Source organism: Dehalococcoidia bacterium (assembly GCA_041653995.1).
In the GTDB taxonomy this organism is placed as follows: domain Bacteria; phylum Chloroflexota; class Dehalococcoidia; order GIF9; family UBA5629; genus CAIMUM01.
This window is the reverse complement of record JBAZEK010000011.1, coordinates 1-19,594: the sequence shown is the minus strand read 5'-3', so window position 1 is coordinate 19,594 and position 19,594 is coordinate 1. Positions and strand designations below refer to the sequence as shown.

Sequence of the window (19,594 nt, the reverse complement as noted above, 5' to 3'; positions counted from 1 at the left end):
CAGACGGGAAGCCGTATGCTGCACAAGCTCGCCGGGGTACGCGGCTGTTAGACGCCGAGGAAGCCGAGGACTATGCCGCCGACTATCAGGCTATCGGCGCAATTCACGAAGCCGGAAGCTAGACGGGTAACACCCTGCTAACACCCGGTTTGTTACAAAGTCGGGTGTTTTTTTGTTATAATAATAAGAGCAGGACACTTTTACCGGTTTTGAATTCGTCTGCCAGATCAACGTAGCCAAGAAAACCGGCATCTTTAACATCTGCTATCCTTACCGTGACAAGGGGCGCAATCTCTACCGGAAACGGAAAAAGCGCGGAGCCGCAGGCTAGACGACAGGACGGCAGAATCTAATCCAAAGGAGTGACTATGAAAAACAAACGTACCGCAATCTTGATTATCCTGGTACTGTTCGCCTTGATGCTCGCCTGTACTGATACCGACGGCGATACGACCACGACCACCGACACCGACGAATCCTGCTGGCAGCGCGTCTATAACGAGTGCGCCGCCGACAGTAACCGCAGCGTGTGGACGTGTAACGACTTCGCTAACGAGACCTGCGACAATTAGCACTGTCCCGCGACTGGCATAACGGAAATGTCCATTGTCACCAGGGCGCGGATGTTGGTTGTGATTAAATGTGTTATGAGGATGACACAAAACCAGGGGCGCGGGTGATACGCCCCTTTATTTTATGATGATAAGGAGAATGCTATGACACCTACAGAACTCGCCAAGAAAATGTTGGAATGGCAGGAAGCGCAAGCGAAAGCCGACCTGTTGAAAATGGACATCGAGCAAGCCGTGCTCGCTATCGGCAAGACGCAGACAGTCGGCAACGTCAGGGCCACCTACTCAGCCGGGCGCAAGAGCTACGCTTATGATGAAGCGTTTGGCGAAGCGCTCGGTAAAGCTGGCGACTTGACTATGGAAGCCTTGCACCTCTTGGCTATCCGCGATGAACACCGCAAAGTCATCTACGACTACCGGGCAATCTGCGAAGCCGCCGGAATCAAGGACGTGCCGTTCACGCAATCCGCGCCGTCAGTGGCGTTGAAGATCGTGGCCTGAGGCAACTATGAACTATCAGGACTTTCTTAAAACAAAAATACGCAAACACGCCAGCACCGGCATCGACGTTACCAAATCAGCGATACATCGAGTATTGTTTGAATTCCAGAAAGACGTAGTGAAGTGGGCAGTCAGGAAAGGGCGCTGCGCCATTTTTCTTGACACCGGACTAGGAAAGACTTTCGTGCAACTGGAATGGGCGCGGCTGCTCGGAGAAAAGACGCTCATTATTGCACCGCTATCAGTCGCTCGTCAGACGGTACGCGAAGCACAGAAGATTGATATTCCAGTCAAGTACGTGCGCGAGCAATCTGAAATAGACTCCGGGCAAATCTTCATCACCAACTATGAAATGATAAGCCATTTCGATATTGATACGTTCGGCGCGGTAGTGCTGGATGAATCCAGTATCCTCAAGGCTATCGGTGGTAAGACGCGCCGCTATTTGACCAACGTATGCCAGAATGTAAAATACAGAATGGCCTGCACGGCGACTCCGGCTCCAAATGGCGAAACAGAAATCGGCAACCACGCCGAATTCCTGGGTGTCTGCACACACAGCGAAATGCTCGGAGAGTTCTTTGTCAATGCCAACCGCGAACATACCTATTTCGACGATAATGGCAACGCCTTCATCCGCAAGGGCAGTAATAAAGGCGGGCAGGAATGGCGACTCAAGCACCACGCTGAAGAACGCTTTTTTGAGTGGCTTTCCTCTTGGGCCGTGATGATGACCAAGCCAAGCGACCTCGGCTATGATGATAATGGCTTTCTATTACCCTCTCTCACTATTCACAGGCCGTCATTTGTCGATGCCGATTGTATTGAATCCGCACCCACCGGGCAGTTGTTCTTCACCGGATTAAAAGGCATCGCTGATCGGGCCTCCGCGCGACGTAATACCATAGAATTCAGACTCGAAGAACTGCACAAACTGGTGAACGGCAACGATGAACAGTGGATTGTATGGTGTGGGCTTGACCAGGAAAGCACCGCCGCCATGCAGGTATGTGACGGCGCGATTGAAGTAAAAGGGACACAAGAACCCGAATTCAAAGCGCAGGCCTTTGAGGACTTTCAAGACGGCAAGATTCGCGTTCTGGTCACAAAGGTTAAGATCGGCGGTTTCGGGATGAACTTCCAGAATGCACACAATATGGTCTTTTTCGGAACGAACGATTCCTGGGAGGAATGGTATCAGGCTATTCGACGTGAATGGCGCTTTGGGCAAAAATATCCGGTCAATGTTTATGTGATTATGTCAAGCCTATCTGCGGAAGTTTGGGCCAACGTACAGCGCAAAGATGCAATGGCCCGGAGATTGCGCGATGGCCTTATCAATCAAATCAGAAAATACGAGGAAGGAGAAATCAGAGCGATGGAAGTGCAAGACAACACCTACCAAACGAATACTATAACCGGCGACGGCTGGACGGCAATGCTTGGCGATAGTTGTGAACACCTGCAAGAACTGGAAGATGAATCAGTTGGGCTTTCAGTCTATTCGCCGCCATTCGAGGACTTGTTCACCTATTCAAATTCCCCGCGTGATCTCGGCAATAGTCGCGGCAGTGAGGAGTTCTTCAAGCATTATGAATTCATCATCCGTGAACTGTTGCGCGTTACCAAGCCGGGCCGCTTGTCTTGCGTGCATACCAGTGACATCCCGGCAATGGCTAGTCGTGACGGTTTCATCGGGATGAAGGACTTTCCTGGCCGCGTTATCAAAGCACACGAGGATGCCGGGTGGGTATTTTTCGGGCGTGCTTTTGTGCAAAAGAATCCACGAGCACAAGCCATCCGTACAAAGGCGAAAGGCTTGCTCTTTGTCCAGATTCGCAAGGACACCTCAGACAGCCGCCCGGCAATCGCTGACCAGGTGCTCATCTTCAAAAAGCCCGGAGACAACGAAACGCCCATTGACCCGGTATCACGCGGCGAACTGGATAACGAAACCTGGATAGAATGGGCCAATGGTATCTGGTTAGGTATCTCAGAATCTGACACGCTGCAATACCAGGCCGCCCGCGCTGAAGGCGACGAAAAACACATCTGCCCGTTACAGCTTGGCACAATCGAACGTTGCATCAAGCTATACTCGAATCCCGGAGAGATTGTATTGACGCCGTTTATGGGCATCGGCTCGGAGGCATACCAGGCGCTACGCTTTGGGCGCAAGGCTATCGGCATAGAATTGAAGCCGTCCTACTTCGATACGGCGGTAAAGAATCTGCAATCTGCTGAAATCAAAAGCCGCACGCCGACGTTGTTTGATTTTATGGAGACGGTGGACAATGGCTAATCTCGCCGCCGTTATCCTCATCCTGAGTACCGGTATCGCTTCGCAATACGCGCCGGGCAAGGCCGAGTCCGTGATCCGCGTGCGGCAAGCCAATCGCACGGCGATGCCCCTGCCCGCCACGCTACCACCGACAGACGGGTATATCGCCGTGCTGGATTGCAACGAAATCGGCAACGTCTGGTATTTGCGCCATAACGGGCGCGTCGAGTCGTTCCTGGTCGTCGATTGCGCAGGGGATGCCACGACCCGCGCCTGGATGCGGCGCAACAATATCATCGTGGAAGTGGACTTCGCGACGGCGCACCGCTGGCGCACCGTCGGGCGCGGCGCACAGATCGAGCGCGTGCTGCCGGCATTGCACGCGCCGTATTGAAGGAGAATGACAATGACCAACATACCCTGGAAGAATCCGCAGTTCGTCTACTATCCCGATGCCTATGCGACTGACCACTTCGCCCACATCGCCACGCCGGAATTCGTCAAGCGCTCGGACTCGCTGTTCCAGTGTAACGGTGAGACGCTATGCGGTAGCGGTAAATCACGCAGCGAGACCAACGGCATCGGCTATCACCGCAGCGGAGCGCAGCACGCGCACGACCTACAGCCGCAATACTACGACGCGCCGCCGGAAGGCGTGCCGATCTGTCGGCAATGTCTGGCGCACTTGCAACGGGAGTACCTGCCATTCGTGGAATAAAAAGGAGTGCTATGAACGAACTGGAAAGGGAATGGCAAACAGCGATTGACGGCTTCGAGGCTGGCATTGACTTCAAGACGTGGCTTAGCCGCCGGTTACTCACTATACGCAGCACCGCCCGCGCCTTGCTTGCCGCCGTAGACTACCGCTGTGACGGCGCTGACCGCGACGTGCGCGTGCGTGACTTGTGGGGCGCGGCGTATGCGTTGAAGCGTATCGAGCAGGAGCTACAGGAGCATTGATTTTATATTAGTAACGGTTTACCGAGAGCGCCGAAAGTCACCGTTAAAAACCGGCGAAGGTGTTATATAATAGAGTTACCGCTGTTCTGTGTTTTACCATTGGAGGTAGTATGCAATCCTCAGAGTTATATAAAGTCGCTATCGGCCCAGCGCAATCCGGCAAGATACCGCCCGGCTCTCCCTACTGGACAACGTTCAACGGCTCATTTCAAAATCAAGAATTGCCTAGCGACCTGATCGCCGCCGAACTGTACGACGGCAAGCCAATAACAACGTGGTGCAATCCGCAATGGCGCAAGACCGAGAACTACCAGTGCGGCCAGCACCTGGGCCTCGATTTCGACACCGAAGACCGCCAAAGCTCTATCCCCGTATTGCTCAAAGAACCGTTCATCCAGAAGTATGCCGCCATTGTCTACACCACACCGAGCCATACGCCCGACAAGCCCCGCGCCCGCGTCCTATTCCTGCTCGATACGCCTATCTTCCAGCCGGCGAATTATACCCTGGCGGCGGCAAGCCTGCTGTGGATATTCGGCACCGCCGACCGGCAGTGCAAAGACCCGGTGCGCTTCTTCTATGGCGGCAAGCCCGGCGCGTGTGAAATGGAATGGCTTGGAAATACCTTGCCGCTCTCTCTGGTGAAAGACCTGATCCAACGTTACAAGACTACCGGCCTGGCGCAACGTAAGCGCAGCCATACCACCTTCACACCCGGCAGCGCCGACGAACGCACGATCACCGATGCCTTGTCACACATCGACCCGTGGAGCGTGGACTACGACGAATGGCTTTCCGTGCTACTGGCGTTACACCACGAACTAGGCGACGGCGGCTTGACGTTAGCCGAACAGTGGGCCGACGGAAAGCCCGGCGAAGTCGAGCGCAAGTGGCGCGGCTTCGGGAAGTATAACGGCTCGCCGGTGACGGTTGGAACGTTGTTCAAGCTGGCGAAAGACCACGGCTGGCAGAGGGTGACGACGGGGTAAGGGTTACAAACTCGCTCCCATTCTTGTTATAATAGTAAGAGGACAGATAATAAGGAGTGAATTATGGAAACAGCAACAGTACGCAAAGGCAACCTACACGGCAATGCCGTTTTTTATCTGAGCAACCCGCTCGCGCAAAACGCCGCCCCGGTTTACGTCGGCACAGAAGCAGGCAAAGCGGTTAGCGACGATACTCAGGTATGGATTGTCTACAGCGACGAAACACAACGCCGCTCATACTTCCGCCGTGAGTTACAGACTGGCGAAAACTACGACCGTCTGGTAGGCGAGAAGTCCGGCCTTGCGGCTATTGGAGAGGCCATAGGGATGCCGTACTATGACGGCCACGGAGGATTCACAAAATGACATATACAGATAGGCCCGGACAATATACCTGGTTACGCAAAATGGCAATGCCAGATAATTTCGGTCATCTACAAAGTCGGGTATGTATGCTTGGCGCAGACCTTCAAACAAACAACGCAAAGCCAAAAACAGACGAGCATCCTAAAGAACTAGAAATACAACCGCCTAAGATTTTATATTAGTAATGGTTTACCTGCCAAAACGGAAAGTCACTGTTGCAAGAATGAAAAGTATGTTATAATGTAGATAGTTGAGGCAGAGGGACTGGCAATCCCGATGAAGCCAAGACTTTAACAAGTTGCGGGGTAGATAAGCAAACGCCTATTTTCTCAGGGCGGTTTGCGGCTGTTTTGCGTAAGCCAAAGCGCATAACATACCCCGCGAGCCGTCAAACCGTTCTGAGAAAGTGGGCGTTTTTTGTTTCTACTTAGGAGTGTAAAAGTATGCTAACAATAGAAGAAATACGTTGGGCAAGCTATCGAGTAAATAGAACTTTGATTCGTGGTATTTATTTCCTGCTCAAAGACAACGAGATTGTCTATGTTGGAAAGTCTGACAATGTAATGAAGCGCATCAGCCAGCACATAGTAGCTGACGAAAAAATGTTTGATAGTTATTGCGTGCTTCCAGTTAAAGACGAAGACCTGAGTACAGTTGAGGCGCGTTATATATGGGAATTTGCACCACGACATAACAAGAGTGTTCCCAAGAACGAGCATTGTAAAACCCTGACAGAAGTTAGGCTGATGTACTCAGACTATGGCCTTTCACTTCTGGACATTGAAGAAATCGCATACGAATACAACATCGAGCATCGTTCTAAGTGGTATGACTTCAAGAGTTTAGATGCTGCCATCCGTGCACATCTAGGCATAATAGGAGAAAACAATGAGTAAAAAACCGTTGACACAAACCGGGATTGATATGTTATCCTTTAGCCTCACTGGAAACGTAACCCCGCCGCAATGGTACAAATCTATTACCCACGAGAACGGCAAGCCAGATGCCATTGCCGTGACCTTACTTTCTGAGATAGTCTACTGGTATCGCCCCACTGAGGAACGCAACGAACCTACCGGAGGCGTAACAGGACATCATCGCAAATTCGATGCTGATAAACTACAACGCTCCTACACCTCATTTGCTGACGAATTCGGATTCACCAAAAATCAAGTCAAGGCTGCAATAAAGAACTTGCAGGACAAGGGCGTGATCGACTTAGAGTTTAGGACTATAAAACCACACGGGCAAGCGATAAATAACGTACTTTATATCGGCCTGAATGTGGCGCGATTGAAAGAACTTACATACCCCTCTGAGATTATAAATACACCCCTATGCAATTCTAATGGCACAGGTATGCCATTAGAATTAGGGACGTATACAGAGATTAACGCAGAGATTACTCCAAAGAATAAAGAAAATACATTTGCTGACGTTCCGTCAGCGCATACGCCCGCCCCCTCAGACTTGGAGCACGAGACACCTGCACAAGAGGGAAGCTTGCCACCTGAGAGCGTGGAACAAGACTACCCACCCGTCGCTATAAGCGTAGACTGCCAAGCGGAGATTGCCACCCTATTCGACGACCCGCCTGCGCCCGCCGCTCCTGCCGCGCCGCCGAAGCCAGCCGGCCCGAACAAGAACGCGATCCGCGCCCAACTGGAAGCGCACTTCTGCGCCAAGACCAAACTGCCGCCGCCGCATAGCAAGACCGCCAGAGAGAAGAAAGCCGCCGGGTCGTTATGGTGGTCGCCGTTGCGTGAGATTGCCGAACTGTGCGAATGGGACGCCGCCCGCGCCGAAAAGCTCATCTGCCTGACGGTAGACCACCTGCGTAGCGGCAAGATGACCATAGCCAACCCGAACAGCATCCTCAAGACGGCGACGGCGATCTATACCGGGAACGTGCCGGGCGTGAAGATGCCGCACGAAAAGAAATTGCAGAAAATAACCTTAATCCATTCAGACGGGACATTAGAAGAAGTGGAGGAATACGTATGACTTACAATAGCCCGCAAGTCGAAGCCTATATGGTACTCGGACAAGAACTGTTCCGGCGCATCTATGCCGACGCAGGGCCGGAGGAACTGCATCACTGGCTACGCGAGCAGTTGCACAAACTGAGCGCCGGTGACCCGGAGGCGCGGCTGTTATGGGAACAAACCTTCGAGACTTACGACACGATCATTCAAGAACGCGCCGCACAATCCAGCTTGCCGGAAGCAGAACGCCGCGTCTTGACGTGGCCGTGGCCTTCGTGGAACGCCGTACTTGACCCGTTAGACCCTGGCCTGCTGGCCGTGTTGAGCGCTGCCGATGGTGGCGGTAAAACGATGTACGCAGAGAACCTGGCCGAGCACTGGGCGTATAGCGGCTTGAACGTGGTCTTTATCCACTTCGAACTAAACCGAAGCCTGATGCTAGACCGCCGGATGGCCCGCCAAGCCAACATCCCGCGCCGCGATCTAAAGACCGGCTTGCTCACACCGGAACAAGAGCAAGCCTATCACGCCGCCAACGAACGCCTACGCCAATGGCCGGGTAGCATTACCTATGTGCATACTCCAGGCTGGACAATGGAAAAGGCAATGACCGAAGTGCAAGCCTTGACCGCCGCCGGAATCTGCGACGTGTTCATCATCGACTATCTGGAAAAAGCGATGCCGTCAGAACGGCAGTTAAAGACTTATGGTAGTAACCCGTTTGCCAGAGAAGCCGATGCCGTCGAAACCGTCAAGCGTACCGCCGAGGCTATCGAACGCCCGGCCTTGCTCCTGGCGCAACTGAACAAGAGCGCCAAGCAAGCCAACTTTGAAGACTTAGACCGCAGCGGTATTCGTGGCGCTGGTGAGAAAACCGAGAAGGCCAATATCGTTATCCTGCTACACCGTGACGGCTCGGAGAATCCAGTCATCAACGTCAAGATCGACAAAAACACAATGGGGCGCTGCGGTAGCTTCCAACAGTATATGCACGGCGCACGCTTCCTCATTACTGACATTCAGCGCAATGGCGCATAAGGAGAAGCAATGAACACCATTATCATCGGCCTGTTTCTAGTCGTCGTCTTCGTCGCCGCCTGCGCGACGTTCGACTGGCGCGAGTAGTACTACAGTACTACGCAACGCCAAAACGACTTTGGAAATTCGTGTTAAAAATCGCCCGTTTATACTGTTATAACTATTGACATTCTAGGATTATATGTTATAATACTTATAATAGTAAAAACAAAGAAACACGAACAACAGGGAGCCAGAGCAATGGAAAATACAGTAGTTTACGGGATTCACGAAGCCGGGATTTGGAAGCAAGCGCACGCAATCGCCCGCCAGTTTGGATGCGAAGCCCAGGACGCCTACAACGAGATCGTCGTGCAGGCGCTGGAAGCCACCGTCAAGAACCCCGATATTGTAACCAAAGGCCCGGCTTACCTGCTCATCGCCGCCAGCAATAACACCCGCAATACCTTCTCCAAGCTCTACCATACGTACCAGGAACAGCACGGCAAGACCACCGTTAGCTACGACGTAGCAATGGAAGGCGATGACGATGAAGGCAAGCTCGACTACGCCGACACGCTCGCGCAGATGACCACCACCGTAGACTACGAACTAATGAGCACCGTTCGCCAGATCGTCGCCGGACTGGACGCCGAAAGCCAAGCGATTGCCGGGTATCTGTACGACGGCTACAAGGCCAGCGAGATTGCCCGAATGACGGGGATGTACCCGATGCAGGTATCGAGAATCGTCAAGAACCTGCGGACACAACTGGAAGGGGCGCTGTTATAAAGCGCCCCCCATTATTGTTATAATAATATAGAGACACGATAGACAAGGAGCAAAGTAATGGACTACGAAAATATGACCTACAGCGAAATGACCGCCGCCGCCGACTATGCGGAAGCGCGGATGTACTTCAACGTTGACAACTGCGGACAAGCCGACAACCCACTGGACTTCGGTTATCCACTGCCTGACGATGACGGCGACAACTTCTCTGATCGTTACGCGCTGGCACACCCCGGTGCGTTGATGTAAAGGAGTGAGCTATGGAAGACAAAGTACAATACGTAGCGGAAGCGCCGCAAGTGGAAGTACCGGCGCACTGGATTTTTAACGATGCGGCGCAAAAGGCTTTTATGGCCCGTGTCGGCAAGCTGAACCTTGACCAGAGCGATGTACTGACGGCGCTCGGCGAAGTCGAAAAAGTGAGTGACTATGACGGCGATCTGGAAGCCGCCTTGTACGCGCTGACCAACTACGCCACGCGCCGTGATATGCTCACGCTCGACGGTTTGCAGCCGCAACCGGCCAAGCACCACGAGGCACAGGCTATCGCCTGGGTGACGGTCTACACCGCCGAAGGGACACCGATCAACGTCACGGCCCGACAAGGCGCAAGTGCTGACGACGTGGCCGCGACTGTCCTGGCGTTAGTCGGCGGGCTGGACTTACTGAAGGAGGTAGGGATCGTACCGAGTAAAACACGCTAACGCATAGACCAACAAGCTAAAGCATTACTATCATAAAAAGACAAGGAGAACAGACTATGAGTAACTGGCAGAATCGCCAATCGAAGATTCAAGAACAACGGCCCGCCTATCCGTTCATTCAGTGGGCAAATAAGGCCAATCAGTTGGCCCCGTTACCGGATCGCGGCGGGGCGGTGATGATTGAGGAACAAGTCAATTACCTCAACGGCACACCGCTCGGCGCAGTCCCGGCGACGTTCAGCTTCAACACCGGCGAACAGAACGCCGCGCTGTATATCCCGACACTGGAATGTGTCATCATCACATCGCGCTTTTCGTGGGTATCCTACGATGTCAGTGGACGCGCCGAGTATCATAAGGCTTACGTAGACGGCGCACGCGGCAAGGTGCAAGCCCTGCTTTACGTCAAGGGCTATGCCAGCCCGAACAACCAAGAGCTTTCCTGGCTTGGCCCGGTGATGCTCACGCTGACCGGAATGGCGACGAAGGACTTCTTCGAGGCAGTCAAGGCGCACCGGCTGCGCGTCAATCACGCCACGAAAGGGGCGCTCGGATCAATGTTCTTTGGCGTGCGACTGTACGCTGGCCCAATGGAGAAACGCGGCACTGGTAGCAAAAGCTCTATGGCGACGCCGCTCCTGTTGGATGCCGACTTCGACGCGGATCGCGATTTCGTCGGCGATGATCTGGCCGACGAAATCGAAGCCCGCTACCCGGAGTACGAAGCCTGGGCTATCGCCTGGAAGAACGCCGCGCCGCAAGCGGACGTGACCGACGAAACACCGGCCTATGAAGAACCGCCTGACGAACTGCCGGAAGCGCCGAACGCGCCGCAGACCGTCCCGCAGATGCAAGCCGCCGCTCAGAATATGACCGACGCTTACAACCAGTGGAGCCGGGCGTGGAATGAGCTTTCTACCGTGTGGGATGCCACACCCAAGCCGTTGCTCAATAACGCCTGGAAGGTAGCGCAGATCGTCAAGGCTGCTGCTGAACTGCATACCACAATCAACACCTTGCGCTCCGGTCAGTCGAGCGTCGAACAGGAGGCGACCCGCCTGAGCATTGCCCTGGCACAACTGTAAGAGATACGAACGCCGACCAAAATCGCACGGCATTGTTATAAACGCCGTGCGATTTTTGTTATAATAATAACAGGATGTAAACATAACCAACAAGGAGCAAGGCAATGGAACAGACAATTTATGAACACGATAGCCAGTTAGTATTACGACTCAATACTGAACCACACGTTTTTAGGATCATCGTGCGCAAGCCTGACAATCTGGCTTGTTGGGAAGCAGTTGCACAATTCCGTTGCGGACATTACCCCGGTCTGGACAGCGTAACCGTAACCGCAGAACGTCGTGATGAAGTTCTTGTGGAACTCGGAAGCGTGCTATATAAACACTTCTGGAAGCGAGAAGCCTAATGCATCCAGCCGTCATCACTATAACCACTACCGGACAGATCGAAGTCATCTATCACAGCAACGCCGAGCCGGATATGCGGAACGTGGGCGTGACTGTCGCCGACCAACGCGGCGCTTACGTGCTACCGGATAACGTCCTCTTGCGCTATGCGTTCAAGGCGCTGCGCTGGATGTTCGGCAGTCGCGGCAAGGTGAGCGACTGGACACGGCGCTGGATGTGCGAGTTTAGCCTCTGGCGAGCGTCAGACAACCAACGCCTGCCGGGTGTGTATCACGGCCACGATGAAGCCGTGAAAGTCGAAGTCAAGATGCTGGAAGAAGGAGTGCTATGATAAAGTTTGAAGGCTACATCGACGGGGTAGATGAGCGTATGCAAGAATTGGTCAATGCCTTGATTGCCGAGGTGGAAACTCGCGGCGGCACGGTATGGTCAACGTGGGGACTATGCGACGATGACGGAGAACTTGTACCCACAAATGAACCTATGCCTAAGGAGCATTAGCATTATGAACCTAAAATGTAATGTCCGCCACTTGCAGATCAACCGCTATCCGCAGGTTGTACCCGGCAACATCCAACTTACCGAGAGTCACGTCATCTTCAACGCCGCCCGCCCGCTACCGGGCCACGTCACCTGGCAAGCCGATTTCTGTCACGGCGTGTTCTATGCCGCCGTTGACGCAACCAAGCCGTATGCGGTGCGCCTGGCCCGCCAGTGCATCAGCCTGGACGGGTGGGTGCTACAGTTCATCACCGAGGAAGCCGCGACGACAGCGCTGCAAGCGTGGTATGATGAAAACGTGAATGTGCCGGTGAACGTGCGCGACCACCGCTTCCCGTTGATCTGGCAAGGCTATTGTAACCACTGTGCGCCGGAAACGGCAATGCTCGAATTCGCCGACAGTTCGTGGCAGGAGTAGGCTATGGGATATTCAATTTATATCAATTTGAGAAGTAAGGCGGAATTAGATGAGGTTATGTCTTTCTTCGAGGAACATACTAGAATTATTGAGAATGTTGTCCGCGCCGCACCGACCACTGACCTTGCCTATTCAAATGATGAACACTGCTTTGCCTTCGGTATTAATTATCATAGTGATGTTAGTCTATGTTGGGGATGGGCTTTCTGTGCCTTTTTTGCCGATAAGTTTGGTATCGGAGAATACATCTATGATGGAGAAGAGGTCATTTCAGTAGAAGAAGACCCAGTAGAAACAGTGCTGGATAATCGCTTGAAGTGGATGCGTAGAAGTCTTGAAACCAAAAAACTTAGCAGACATATGCGCAAAGAACTTCAAGAAGCTGTTATTGAGATTCAGCGTCTAAACCAAGCAGTGATGAATGAGCTTGAGCGCCTCGGTCAACTATGGGATGAAAAGAGGAAGGAGTAGACTATGACACACATACAAGTTGTCCCTGTTACGGCCTCGGAATATCGTGCAGAGCGTCTGCGTGAAGAACTGCAAGCCTTGGAAAAGTATCTCTACTCACAAACACAGACACAAGCCTGGATTGACGCGCTATTCAGTTTCGGGTACATCCAAGCTGAATTGTTAGCAGTCGCGGACGGTTACGACAAACAAGTAAAGGAGCAAGGCAATGGCTAAAATCATCGGCGACTTGCCCGACATTTCGATTATGACGATCCCCTCACTGGAAGACCTGCAAGCGTTCGGCGCGGTACATCCCGGTATCGGCGCACTACTGCAGGCCTATACCGAAGGCGCTTACGATCTGGAAGATATGCTAATGCTCGTCATCGCCGTGTTGATTGCGGAGTTCTATCAGATACGGGCGCAGGAGCAACGGCGTACCGGCAAATGCTCGCCGCCGTTAGTGAACTGCATCCCGCCTAATCTGCTGTAGGTTAATCTGTTATGAATATAACGCCAGTTGTTACAAACGACTGGCGTTTTTTGTTATAATAATAACAGGATAAACATAAGTGATTAGTAAGGAGCGAAGGCAATGGAAACGGTAAGCAAGACCTACACACAAATCGAGAAATACGTTTTTGAAATCGAGTTCCAGACATACACCGATAATATCGAAGAAGAATTCTACGCCTTCGAGTTTCCTCAGGAATGGTGGCAGTTACGCGAAGATGGCTTTGAAAGCTCGATCTACTTTTCCCCAATCATCTACAATGACACCGCAATGGTGACGGTTACCTTTACCAGAGAGAAAACGGAGGCATAACCGATGACTACACCGATGCAACGTAGAGAAGCCGCCAGCGCGAAAACTGGCGAGTTTGTCAATAACACTGTCGCGCTCGACTTGCAACGCCTGCTCGAACGTGGCTTGCTTGTCCGCATCCACGTTCACGGGACTGGGCTTTTCAACAGCGCCTTGAGCTTCGAGGAACTGGGCATCAAGACCGACTCACTCGAAGGGAAGGCCAAGAGCGCCCGTCGGATCATCGACGCGCAGTTGGACAACCGGCTCAACAGTTGGGGCGCACAGTGTCGGCAAGCTGCGATCCGCTACGCCAGCAAGTTGGAAAGCGTAGACGCCTTGACTGCTTCCGCTTCGTGGCGCTTCCTGTTGTACTCCGCTTATGAAGACTTCAAGACGCGCTGGAATGAGCTGATGGCCCTGGGCCGCCAGATCAAGGCCGATGCGATTGTGGAACTGCCGAACATCCGTGAGCAGAACCGGCAATACTACGAACAACGCGCCCGCGAGAACTGGGATGCACTGCAAGCCCGCTACGCCTACGGAACAGCCATAAGCGTGCCGGGCAACACGTTCGGGCCGGATGACTGCCAACGGTACATCGAATGGGTCGTAGCGCAGGCAATGGCGGCAATCCCCACCGAACAGGACATCGAGAGCAAGATATTCGCCAACTATCAAACGAGCGTATTGTTCATTACAACGATGCCGGATAGTGCCGAACGTAGCGCCATTTGGCAAGAGGAAAACGAACGCGCCCGCGCCGAACTGGAAAACAGTACCAGCGCCGTTCGTGAACTGCTTGGTCAGTTGTTCGCGCAACTCGCCGAAGGGACGAAGACCTTGCTAGACGGCTACAACAAGAACGGGCAATTCCGGGGTCGTTCCCTGGACGTGGCACGGAACTTCCCTACGTTGATGCGCTACTTGGGTGGTGAGTTTCTGGAAGATGCGGAGATTCGCGGGCTGATCGAACAGGCCAAGAGCCTGGCCGAGACATCGAGCAGCGAACAACGCGACGGGCAACTAGTCGCCAACCTGCACCAGTTGCAGAGCGTCGTCACGGCGCAACTGGACGAACTGAAAGCCACACGGGTTACACACACCCGCGCCGCCTATCTGGAATTGTAAGGAGCAAGGCAATGCCTATCGAAGCCGAACTGGTCTACCGGGCACAAGACACCGCCGGGCGCAAGGATGCCGCCTACGTGATACAGATGATGAGCGAGAACGGTGTCTACCAAGTCATCTTAAAGTGGGGCAAGTGGGAACAGTACCACAATGCTACGCTTTCGTCCAAGACTGACTATACCGGCACGGCTCTCAGTATCGCTATGAGCAAAGTTGTCGATGCTGCCAACAAGCGCACGCAGAGAGGCTACGAACTGCAAGCGCACCTGTCAACATTTCCAGCGTGGCTACCGACTTCTCTTGGCGCTCCACGTCTCCAAAGCTGGCAGTCACCGCCGGAAACCCGCGCAGCCGTCAAGCCATTACCGCCCGAACCCGAACCGCTACCAACTGGCCGCGTCAAGCATACGCGGGCCGGATTCTTGGAATTGTGATGTTACAAAGCGGCAGGTATTCTTGTTATAATAATAACAGGATAACCCATAATCAAGGAGTGAACGAATGGACAAGGTGCAGGAATTGAACAGACTGGTACGGGCACGCTGCCCGATTATCGCTATCAATAGCGCGGAGTCTACCCGCGTTATGGATAGCATCATTGATATGATTGTTCTGGAAGCTGCCCGCACGCACAAGGAACATAAGCAGTTGTTCGTCTGGACAGTCTCACAGGGCTTGTTCCGTGTACTGACCAAAGCGGAGAAGATTGACGGCGCACAATGCTTTACTGGTGACAGTGTATTGGTCACCGAACCGAACGTCGAGCCGAACGTGGAAGCGTTTCTCGCCTTGCAGAACATCGCTACACAAGCACCGGACGGCATCTATGTTTTGAAGGACGCGCACCCGTACCTCAACGCCCCGGAAGTGCTGCGCAGTCTACGCGATTGCGCGGAAAGCCTGATTAAGCAGAAAAAGACGGTGATCCTCTTGTCGCCGCACGTCGCTGTTCCGCAAGACGCCCGCAAGGATCTGAAAGTCATCGACTGGCCGCTACCGGACAATACCGAACTGGAAGCGCAGATCGACACATTCATTGACCAACAGGGCGTGAGTGATCGCCTCAACGGTGGACGGGCGCAACTGGTACGCGCCTTGCAAGGCTTGACGGCAAACGAGGCAGACCAAGTGTTAGCGCAAGCCGTCATCACGAACGGGCAACTGGACGAAAGAGCAATCAGTTATTGCATCCAAGCTAAGGCCGAGATCATCGGCGAGTCTGGCGCACTCGAATTCTTCCCCGCGCAAATCGGGATAGAGGACGTAGGCGGGCTGGACAACTTGAAGCGCTGGTTGCAAGCGGCTGGAATGGCGAATACTCAGGACGCGCAAGCCTACGGGATGAAACCGGCGCGGGGCGTGCTCGCGGTGGGCGTCCCCGGTTGCGGGAAGTCCCTGACCGCTAAAATGGTATCGCGTCTCTGGAACGTGCCGCTCTTGCGCCTGGACGTGGGCGCACTGTTCGGCGGCTTGGTCGGGCAGTCCGAGGAACAGACCCGTGACGCCTTGAAGATCGCCCGCGCCGTTGCGCCGTGCATCCTCTGGATTGACGAAATCGAGAAGGCACTCGGTAGCGGCGGCGGCGAGCAGGACGGCGGCACAAGCTCTCGCGTACTTGGCAGCATCCTCACCTGGATGGAAGAAAACACCGGCTCTGGCGTGTTTGTCTTTGCGACGGCTAACGACATCGGCAAGCTGCGCCCAGAACTGATCCGGCGCTTCTCCGAGAAGTTCTTCGTAGACCTGCCCACTGTTACGGAACGCGCCACAATCCTCAACATTCACCTGCACAAGGCCAAGCGCAACCCCGCCGACTTTGACATTGCTGCCGTAGCCGAGGCAATGGTAGACTTCACCGGCGCGGAAGTGGAAGAAACCGTGCAACAGGCTTTGTGGCGAGCCTTCCCCGAACACCGGGACATCGACACTGCCGACCTGTTACAAGTCGCCGCCGAGACTGTGCCACTGGTAACGACGATGCGCGAGCAGATCGAAGCGATGCGCCAGTGGGCCACCCGCGCCAAGTCTGCCAGTAGCGCCCAACGAGTACAGCAGCAGGTAGTCCGTGAGAGCCGCCGGGCGTTGGAAATGTAAAGGAAACCGGGGCGCACTTGTTACAAAGTGCGCCCGATTTTGGTTATAATAATAACAGGATAACTTTACAATCAAGGAGTTGACACGATGATAAAAATGGATAGACACCAAAAGCAAGTACTTTGTAGAGACTTCATAAAGCTCTATCACGGCAGTATGTTCGACGCGATGACGATGACCCGAAAAATGCAGGACGTTTGGGGAATCAACCTAGACTGGCACGAAATGAGTGACGCACTCGAATACCTGGCAAACATCGGAGAGATTGACCGCGACGGCTTTAATGCCGAGAGAATGGAACAGTATTGCTGATTAACGATTAAAAGGAGAAAGCAATGGAGCTTCAATTTCGCAAGTATGATAATTCACATTCAAAACTAGTTGCCGCCTCATTAGAGGCATACTACACAGGTGGTAACTGTACTCACATTGCCGAGGCTGAATTTGGCGAGATCATTTTGGTTTTCCCACGCAGTCGGGGTGAACGATTCTTGCTTATCATCAATGTAGCCGACCAAGTAGAATTTGCCGAAACCGGAATGGTTAGCGGTAACGAATTCTTTGTAAACTATACCGATAAGCAGCTTGAAGCAGGGGTAGAAGTTTCCACATCATTCTTCTAAACTTGTTACAACGGCGCTGCGATTTTGGTTATAATAATAACTGGACTGAAAGGAGAATACAGTGAGCCACAAGAAAACGATTCGTACAGAATATCGAGATGCGGAGTGTCTGGAAGAGGCGTTCCGCGAAGCCGCACAAGCACAGGGCTTTCAGTCGTTGACCGGAGCAACGCACGCCCAGATGTACAACGGCGAGCGCGTCCCAGTGGCGATGCGGATTCAACGTAACCGGCAGTCTGATAGCTGGTACTACGGTGATTTTGGCTTGGCTAAAGGCGACGGCGTGTATACCATTGTCATCGACGACCTGGATATTGGTCGCCCGAAAGTGCAAGCGTTCCTCAACGACCTGGCGCAACGCTACACCTACAAAGCCACACTCAAGACGTTAGCCGCCCAGGGGTATGCCGTCACCGAGCAGCGCCAAGCCGACGGTACAATCAAGCTGATTGCCCGCCCCACCCGCCGCACGGCTACCCGGCAGACCACACGTTCAACCGCCACCCGCCAAGTGGCGACGGTAAGGAGATAGGCTATGGAATCGCACGAACTGCATATTACGATTGACAAGACCGGCAAGCTGGCCGTGGAAGTGCAAGGGGTACAAGGTGAAGGCTGCGAGGCTTTAGCCGCTGCCCTGGACGCACTCGGAACGGTAGAGAGTGAAGAACACACGGACGGCTGGAATCGCAAGCAGCGCCGCGAGCAGGGCGTTACCGGCAAGGTGGCGGCGCGTGGCTAAAAGAACGCGGCACGCAGACCGGGCCGCCGATTGGATCGCGCTCTGGTCTGCGTGCTGCCCGCCCGACTTGCGCCACTTGGAAACCCGCGACAAGCAACACGGCGGGGAATTTCAGTTCGCCCGCAAGTTGCTCGGCAGGCAATGGCGCTTCGATTGGTGCATCCCGGCTCTTAAGATCGCCGTCGAAGTGGACGGCGGCAAGAAAATGGCACAATGGTCACCACGCCTGAATCGGTGCGTGGTGGTAGGACATCACAACAAGGACACAGATTTAGAGCGTCACAATTTTGCAGAAATGCTCGGCTATCACGTCTTCCACTTTTCACCGGAGATGCTATCACCGGCGGCAGTGGACGTAGTAGTCAGACTGATACGCGATAAACTCAACAGGAGCTAAGATTTTACTATGATAAAAGATTTGTCCACAGACACGCCACAGGCTATCACGATGCGAATATCACAAGCAAGCCCTGACGCGCCGTGTACGCGCCAGGAGATAGCGCAGATGGTAAACGTAGAGCGGCAGACCGTTGGTGAACTACTGGCAGAACTGCGCTTGCAAGGCTGGTTGATTCTCGAAGACGAGCGCGGGTGCTGGTTAGCGTCGTCATTTGCAGAGGTAAAGGAATGGCGCACCACAACGCTTATTCCGGCAATGCTGGTACTGCTCCGCACCGACCAGGCAATGCACCAAGCAGCGTTGCAGCAGTTCGGCGCGGGTAGGATTGAGACGGCATAAGGGGCGTGCTATAATGGAAGACGAAAAAGTGTTGACAGTTGCGGAAGACATTAAGGCTATTTTTGAACGTTATCCCACTCGCAAATTCTCTCGCGGGTATCTGGCGTATAGATTTGTCACGTCTGACCGGGATATGCGAAAAGCCGTTGCCGAACTGCGCTTACAAGGTCACTTGATTGTCGCCGATGAAAACGGCGGCTATCGCCTGGCTACATCCGCAGAGGACGTGCGCCGGTATACCGCTAGTCTTCGTAGTCGGATTGTCGCCCTGGCGCTGGTAGTCAGGGCAATGGAAACCGAAGCCGCCCGGCAGTTCAGCGACTTCGAGCAGTTGCCGCTCTGGACTTGGCGGGATAAAAACGTGTTAGGCGGACGACTATGACAGGACACGCAGTACGATGGGCGATACGACGGAACAGGTTTGCGCCACGCGGATTTGATTTCACGCACTGGCATTGGACGCTCGATGCAAACACAACTCTCTGCGG

Annotated in this window: 34 protein-coding genes; all 34 read left to right on the top strand. The window is 53.7% G+C overall.

The window, feature by feature from the left end; all coding sequences use genetic code 11:
* The first annotated feature begins 368 nt into the window (after window positions 1-368).
* The 34 genes from WC359_13370 to WC359_13205 all read left to right on the top strand — a co-directional run bounded on the left by WC359_13370 (window position 369) and on the right by WC359_13205 (window position 19,488).
* Complete coding sequence (locus tag WC359_13370; GenBank protein MFA5401433.1) at window positions 369-572, top strand: hypothetical protein; 204 nt, start codon at window positions 369-371, stop codon at window positions 570-572.
* A gap of 144 nt (window positions 573-716) precedes the next feature.
* Window positions 717-1,073, top strand: coding sequence for a hypothetical protein (locus WC359_13365; GenBank protein MFA5401432.1), 357 nt, complete (start codon window positions 717-719; stop codon window positions 1,071-1,073).
* A gap of 7 nt (window positions 1,074-1,080) precedes the next feature.
* Window positions 1,081-3,375, top strand: a complete 2,295-nt coding sequence (locus tag WC359_13360) for a DNA methyltransferase (protein MFA5401431.1) — start codon at window positions 1,081-1,083, stop codon at window positions 3,373-3,375.
* Complete coding sequence (locus tag WC359_13355; GenBank protein MFA5401430.1) at window positions 3,368-3,748, top strand: hypothetical protein; 381 nt, start codon at window positions 3,368-3,370, stop codon at window positions 3,746-3,748. Before WC359_13360 ends, WC359_13355 begins: the two co-directional genes overlap by 8 nt.
* Before the next feature lie 12 nt (window positions 3,749-3,760).
* Complete coding sequence (locus WC359_13350; protein MFA5401429.1) at window positions 3,761-4,072, top strand: hypothetical protein; 312 nt, start codon at window positions 3,761-3,763, stop codon at window positions 4,070-4,072.
* Between the two features lie 11 nt (window positions 4,073-4,083).
* Window positions 4,084-4,314, top strand: a complete 231-nt coding sequence (locus WC359_13345) for a hypothetical protein (GenBank protein ID MFA5401428.1) — start codon at window positions 4,084-4,086, stop codon at window positions 4,312-4,314.
* A gap of 110 nt (window positions 4,315-4,424) precedes the next feature.
* The gene (locus tag WC359_13340; protein MFA5401427.1) at window positions 4,425-5,303 is read left to right on the top strand and encodes a PriCT-2 domain-containing protein; all 879 of its coding nucleotides are present in this window, start codon (window positions 4,425-4,427) and stop codon (window positions 5,301-5,303) included.
* Window positions 5,304-5,366: 63 nt separating this feature from the next.
* On the top strand, window positions 5,367-5,669 hold the full coding sequence (locus tag WC359_13335; protein ID MFA5401426.1) for a hypothetical protein: 303 nt from the start codon (window positions 5,367-5,369) through the stop codon (window positions 5,667-5,669).
* Window positions 5,666-5,851: a hypothetical protein gene (locus WC359_13330; GenBank protein ID MFA5401425.1), complete on the top strand. Its 186-nt coding sequence runs from the start codon at window positions 5,666-5,668 to the stop codon at window positions 5,849-5,851. The genes WC359_13335 and WC359_13330 overlap by 4 nt, the downstream gene beginning before the upstream one ends.
* Window positions 5,852-6,112: 261 nt before the next feature.
* Window positions 6,113-6,565: a hypothetical protein gene (locus WC359_13325; protein MFA5401424.1), complete on the top strand. Its 453-nt coding sequence runs from the start codon at window positions 6,113-6,115 to the stop codon at window positions 6,563-6,565.
* Window positions 6,558-7,673, top strand: a complete 1,116-nt coding sequence (locus WC359_13320) for a hypothetical protein (GenBank protein MFA5401423.1) — start codon at window positions 6,558-6,560, stop codon at window positions 7,671-7,673. Before WC359_13325 ends, WC359_13320 begins: the two co-directional genes overlap by 8 nt.
* Window positions 7,670-8,692, top strand: a complete 1,023-nt coding sequence (locus WC359_13315; protein ID MFA5401422.1) for a DnaB-like helicase C-terminal domain-containing protein — start codon at window positions 7,670-7,672, stop codon at window positions 8,690-8,692. Before WC359_13320 ends, WC359_13315 begins: the two co-directional genes overlap by 4 nt.
* A 240-nt stretch (window positions 8,693-8,932) precedes the next feature.
* The gene (locus WC359_13310) at window positions 8,933-9,463 is read left to right on the top strand and encodes a hypothetical protein (GenBank protein ID MFA5401421.1); all 531 of its coding nucleotides are present in this window, start codon (window positions 8,933-8,935) and stop codon (window positions 9,461-9,463) included.
* Window positions 9,464-9,520: 57 nt separating this feature from the next.
* Complete coding sequence (locus WC359_13305) at window positions 9,521-9,712, top strand: hypothetical protein (protein MFA5401420.1); 192 nt, start codon at window positions 9,521-9,523, stop codon at window positions 9,710-9,712.
* An 11-nt stretch (window positions 9,713-9,723) separates the two neighbouring features.
* Complete coding sequence (locus tag WC359_13300) at window positions 9,724-10,167, top strand: hypothetical protein (GenBank protein MFA5401419.1); 444 nt, start codon at window positions 9,724-9,726, stop codon at window positions 10,165-10,167.
* Between the two features lie 56 nt (window positions 10,168-10,223).
* On the top strand, window positions 10,224-11,252 hold the full coding sequence (locus WC359_13295; protein MFA5401418.1) for a hypothetical protein: 1,029 nt from the start codon (window positions 10,224-10,226) through the stop codon (window positions 11,250-11,252).
* 104 nt (window positions 11,253-11,356) lie between these two features.
* Window positions 11,357-11,599 (top strand): hypothetical protein, encoded by a 243-nt coding sequence (locus WC359_13290; protein ID MFA5401417.1) that lies wholly within the window; start codon window positions 11,357-11,359, stop codon window positions 11,597-11,599.
* Window positions 11,599-11,931: a hypothetical protein gene (locus tag WC359_13285; GenBank protein MFA5401416.1), complete on the top strand. Its 333-nt coding sequence runs from the start codon at window positions 11,599-11,601 to the stop codon at window positions 11,929-11,931. Before WC359_13290 ends, WC359_13285 begins: the two co-directional genes overlap by 1 nt.
* On the top strand, window positions 11,928-12,101 hold the full coding sequence (locus tag WC359_13280; protein MFA5401415.1) for a hypothetical protein: 174 nt from the start codon (window positions 11,928-11,930) through the stop codon (window positions 12,099-12,101). Before WC359_13285 ends, WC359_13280 begins: the two co-directional genes overlap by 4 nt.
* Before the next feature lie 4 nt (window positions 12,102-12,105).
* A complete protein-coding gene (locus WC359_13275) occupies window positions 12,106-12,519 on the top strand; it encodes a hypothetical protein (protein MFA5401414.1) in 414 nt (137 codons plus the stop codon).
* 3 nt (window positions 12,520-12,522) lie between these two features.
* Window positions 12,523-12,990, top strand: coding sequence for a hypothetical protein (locus WC359_13270; GenBank protein MFA5401413.1), 468 nt, complete (start codon window positions 12,523-12,525; stop codon window positions 12,988-12,990).
* Window positions 12,991-12,993: 3 nt separating this feature from the next.
* Window positions 12,994-13,206 (top strand): hypothetical protein, encoded by a 213-nt coding sequence (locus WC359_13265; protein MFA5401412.1) that lies wholly within the window; start codon window positions 12,994-12,996, stop codon window positions 13,204-13,206.
* Window positions 13,199-13,465: a hypothetical protein gene (locus WC359_13260; protein ID MFA5401411.1), complete on the top strand. Its 267-nt coding sequence runs from the start codon at window positions 13,199-13,201 to the stop codon at window positions 13,463-13,465. Before WC359_13265 ends, WC359_13260 begins: the two co-directional genes overlap by 8 nt.
* A 102-nt stretch (window positions 13,466-13,567) precedes the next feature.
* On the top strand, window positions 13,568-13,798 hold the full coding sequence (locus WC359_13255) for a PsbP-related protein (protein MFA5401410.1): 231 nt from the start codon (window positions 13,568-13,570) through the stop codon (window positions 13,796-13,798).
* A 3-nt stretch (window positions 13,799-13,801) separates the two neighbouring features.
* Window positions 13,802-14,908 carry a hypothetical protein gene (locus tag WC359_13250; GenBank protein MFA5401409.1) on the top strand — a complete coding sequence of 369 codons (1,107 nt, stop codon included), beginning with the start codon at window positions 13,802-13,804 and terminating at the stop codon, window positions 14,906-14,908.
* 11 nt (window positions 14,909-14,919) lie between these two features.
* Window positions 14,920-15,342 carry a hypothetical protein gene (locus WC359_13245; protein MFA5401408.1) on the top strand — a complete coding sequence of 141 codons (423 nt, stop codon included), beginning with the start codon at window positions 14,920-14,922 and terminating at the stop codon, window positions 15,340-15,342.
* Between the two features lie 67 nt (window positions 15,343-15,409).
* A complete protein-coding gene (locus WC359_13240) occupies window positions 15,410-17,002 on the top strand; it encodes an AAA family ATPase (protein ID MFA5401407.1) in 1,593 nt (530 codons plus the stop codon).
* Between the two features lie 87 nt (window positions 17,003-17,089).
* Window positions 17,090-17,314 (top strand): hypothetical protein, encoded by a 225-nt coding sequence (locus tag WC359_13235; protein MFA5401406.1) that lies wholly within the window; start codon window positions 17,090-17,092, stop codon window positions 17,312-17,314.
* 23 nt (window positions 17,315-17,337) lie between these two features.
* Complete coding sequence (locus WC359_13230) at window positions 17,338-17,625, top strand: hypothetical protein (GenBank protein MFA5401405.1); 288 nt, start codon at window positions 17,338-17,340, stop codon at window positions 17,623-17,625.
* Window positions 17,626-17,686: 61 nt separating this feature from the next.
* Entirely contained in the window at window positions 17,687-18,157 is a 471-nt protein-coding gene (locus WC359_13225) for a DUF1257 domain-containing protein (GenBank protein MFA5401404.1), read from the top strand.
* A gap of 3 nt (window positions 18,158-18,160) precedes the next feature.
* Entirely contained in the window at window positions 18,161-18,367 is a 207-nt protein-coding gene (locus WC359_13220) for a DUF2997 domain-containing protein (protein ID MFA5401403.1), read from the top strand.
* Window positions 18,360-18,764, top strand: a complete 405-nt coding sequence (locus WC359_13215) for a hypothetical protein (GenBank protein ID MFA5401402.1) — start codon at window positions 18,360-18,362, stop codon at window positions 18,762-18,764. Before WC359_13220 ends, WC359_13215 begins: the two co-directional genes overlap by 8 nt.
* A gap of 9 nt (window positions 18,765-18,773) precedes the next feature.
* Window positions 18,774-19,106 (top strand): helix-turn-helix domain-containing protein, encoded by a 333-nt coding sequence (locus WC359_13210; GenBank protein MFA5401401.1) that lies wholly within the window; start codon window positions 18,774-18,776, stop codon window positions 19,104-19,106.
* A gap of 13 nt (window positions 19,107-19,119) precedes the next feature.
* Window positions 19,120-19,488: a hypothetical protein gene (locus tag WC359_13205; GenBank protein MFA5401400.1), complete on the top strand. Its 369-nt coding sequence runs from the start codon at window positions 19,120-19,122 to the stop codon at window positions 19,486-19,488.
* The last annotated feature ends 106 nt before the right edge of the window (window positions 19,489-19,594 follow it).

Bases quoted from the DNA above. Each gene is read 5' to 3' on its own strand.
- WC359_13370 (MFA5401433.1), top strand. From the start codon at position 369: ATGAAAAACAAACGTACCGCAATCTTGATTATCCTGGTACTGTTCGCC.
- WC359_13205 (MFA5401400.1), top strand. From the start codon at position 19,120: ATGGAAGACGAAAAAGTGTTGACAGTTGCGGAAGACATTAAGGCTATT.
- WC359_13290 (MFA5401417.1), top strand. From the start codon at position 11,357: ATGGAACAGACAATTTATGAACACGATAGCCAGTTAGTATTACGACTC.
- WC359_13315 (MFA5401422.1), top strand. From the start codon at position 7,670: ATGACTTACAATAGCCCGCAAGTCGAAGCCTATATGGTACTCGGACAA.
- WC359_13210 (MFA5401401.1), top strand. From the start codon at position 18,774: ATGATAAAAGATTTGTCCACAGACACGCCACAGGCTATCACGATGCGA.
- WC359_13235 (MFA5401406.1), top strand. From the start codon at position 17,090: ATGATAAAAATGGATAGACACCAAAAGCAAGTACTTTGTAGAGACTTC.
- WC359_13245 (MFA5401408.1), top strand. From the start codon at position 14,920: ATGCCTATCGAAGCCGAACTGGTCTACCGGGCACAAGACACCGCCGGG.
- WC359_13285 (MFA5401416.1), top strand. From the start codon at position 11,599: ATGCATCCAGCCGTCATCACTATAACCACTACCGGACAGATCGAAGTC.
- WC359_13300 (MFA5401419.1), top strand. From the start codon at position 9,724: ATGGAAGACAAAGTACAATACGTAGCGGAAGCGCCGCAAGTGGAAGTA.
- WC359_13330 (MFA5401425.1), top strand. From the start codon at position 5,666: ATGACATATACAGATAGGCCCGGACAATATACCTGGTTACGCAAAATG.
- WC359_13255 (MFA5401410.1), top strand. From the start codon at position 13,568: ATGGAAACGGTAAGCAAGACCTACACACAAATCGAGAAATACGTTTTT.
- WC359_13275 (MFA5401414.1), top strand. From the start codon at position 12,106: ATGAACCTAAAATGTAATGTCCGCCACTTGCAGATCAACCGCTATCCG.
- WC359_13270 (MFA5401413.1), top strand. From the start codon at position 12,523: ATGGGATATTCAATTTATATCAATTTGAGAAGTAAGGCGGAATTAGAT.
- WC359_13360 (MFA5401431.1), top strand. From the start codon at position 1,081: ATGAACTATCAGGACTTTCTTAAAACAAAAATACGCAAACACGCCAGC.
- WC359_13265 (MFA5401412.1), top strand. From the start codon at position 12,994: ATGACACACATACAAGTTGTCCCTGTTACGGCCTCGGAATATCGTGCA.
- WC359_13345 (MFA5401428.1), top strand. From the start codon at position 4,084: ATGAACGAACTGGAAAGGGAATGGCAAACAGCGATTGACGGCTTCGAG.
- WC359_13280 (MFA5401415.1), top strand. From the start codon at position 11,928: ATGATAAAGTTTGAAGGCTACATCGACGGGGTAGATGAGCGTATGCAA.
- WC359_13320 (MFA5401423.1), top strand. From the start codon at position 6,558: ATGAGTAAAAAACCGTTGACACAAACCGGGATTGATATGTTATCCTTT.
- WC359_13310 (MFA5401421.1), top strand. From the start codon at position 8,933: ATGGAAAATACAGTAGTTTACGGGATTCACGAAGCCGGGATTTGGAAG.
- WC359_13220 (MFA5401403.1), top strand. From the start codon at position 18,161: ATGGAATCGCACGAACTGCATATTACGATTGACAAGACCGGCAAGCTG.
- WC359_13350 (MFA5401429.1), top strand. From the start codon at position 3,761: ATGACCAACATACCCTGGAAGAATCCGCAGTTCGTCTACTATCCCGAT.
- WC359_13260 (MFA5401411.1), top strand. From the start codon at position 13,199: ATGGCTAAAATCATCGGCGACTTGCCCGACATTTCGATTATGACGATC.
- WC359_13230 (MFA5401405.1), top strand. From the start codon at position 17,338: ATGGAGCTTCAATTTCGCAAGTATGATAATTCACATTCAAAACTAGTT.
- WC359_13340 (MFA5401427.1), top strand. From the start codon at position 4,425: ATGCAATCCTCAGAGTTATATAAAGTCGCTATCGGCCCAGCGCAATCC.
- WC359_13335 (MFA5401426.1), top strand. From the start codon at position 5,367: ATGGAAACAGCAACAGTACGCAAAGGCAACCTACACGGCAATGCCGTT.
- WC359_13240 (MFA5401407.1), top strand. From the start codon at position 15,410: ATGGACAAGGTGCAGGAATTGAACAGACTGGTACGGGCACGCTGCCCG.
- WC359_13305 (MFA5401420.1), top strand. From the start codon at position 9,521: ATGGACTACGAAAATATGACCTACAGCGAAATGACCGCCGCCGCCGAC.
- WC359_13295 (MFA5401418.1), top strand. From the start codon at position 10,224: ATGAGTAACTGGCAGAATCGCCAATCGAAGATTCAAGAACAACGGCCC.
- WC359_13250 (MFA5401409.1), top strand. From the start codon at position 13,802: ATGACTACACCGATGCAACGTAGAGAAGCCGCCAGCGCGAAAACTGGC.
- WC359_13355 (MFA5401430.1), top strand. From the start codon at position 3,368: ATGGCTAATCTCGCCGCCGTTATCCTCATCCTGAGTACCGGTATCGCT.
- WC359_13365 (MFA5401432.1), top strand. From the start codon at position 717: ATGACACCTACAGAACTCGCCAAGAAAATGTTGGAATGGCAGGAAGCG.
- WC359_13325 (MFA5401424.1), top strand. From the start codon at position 6,113: ATGCTAACAATAGAAGAAATACGTTGGGCAAGCTATCGAGTAAATAGA.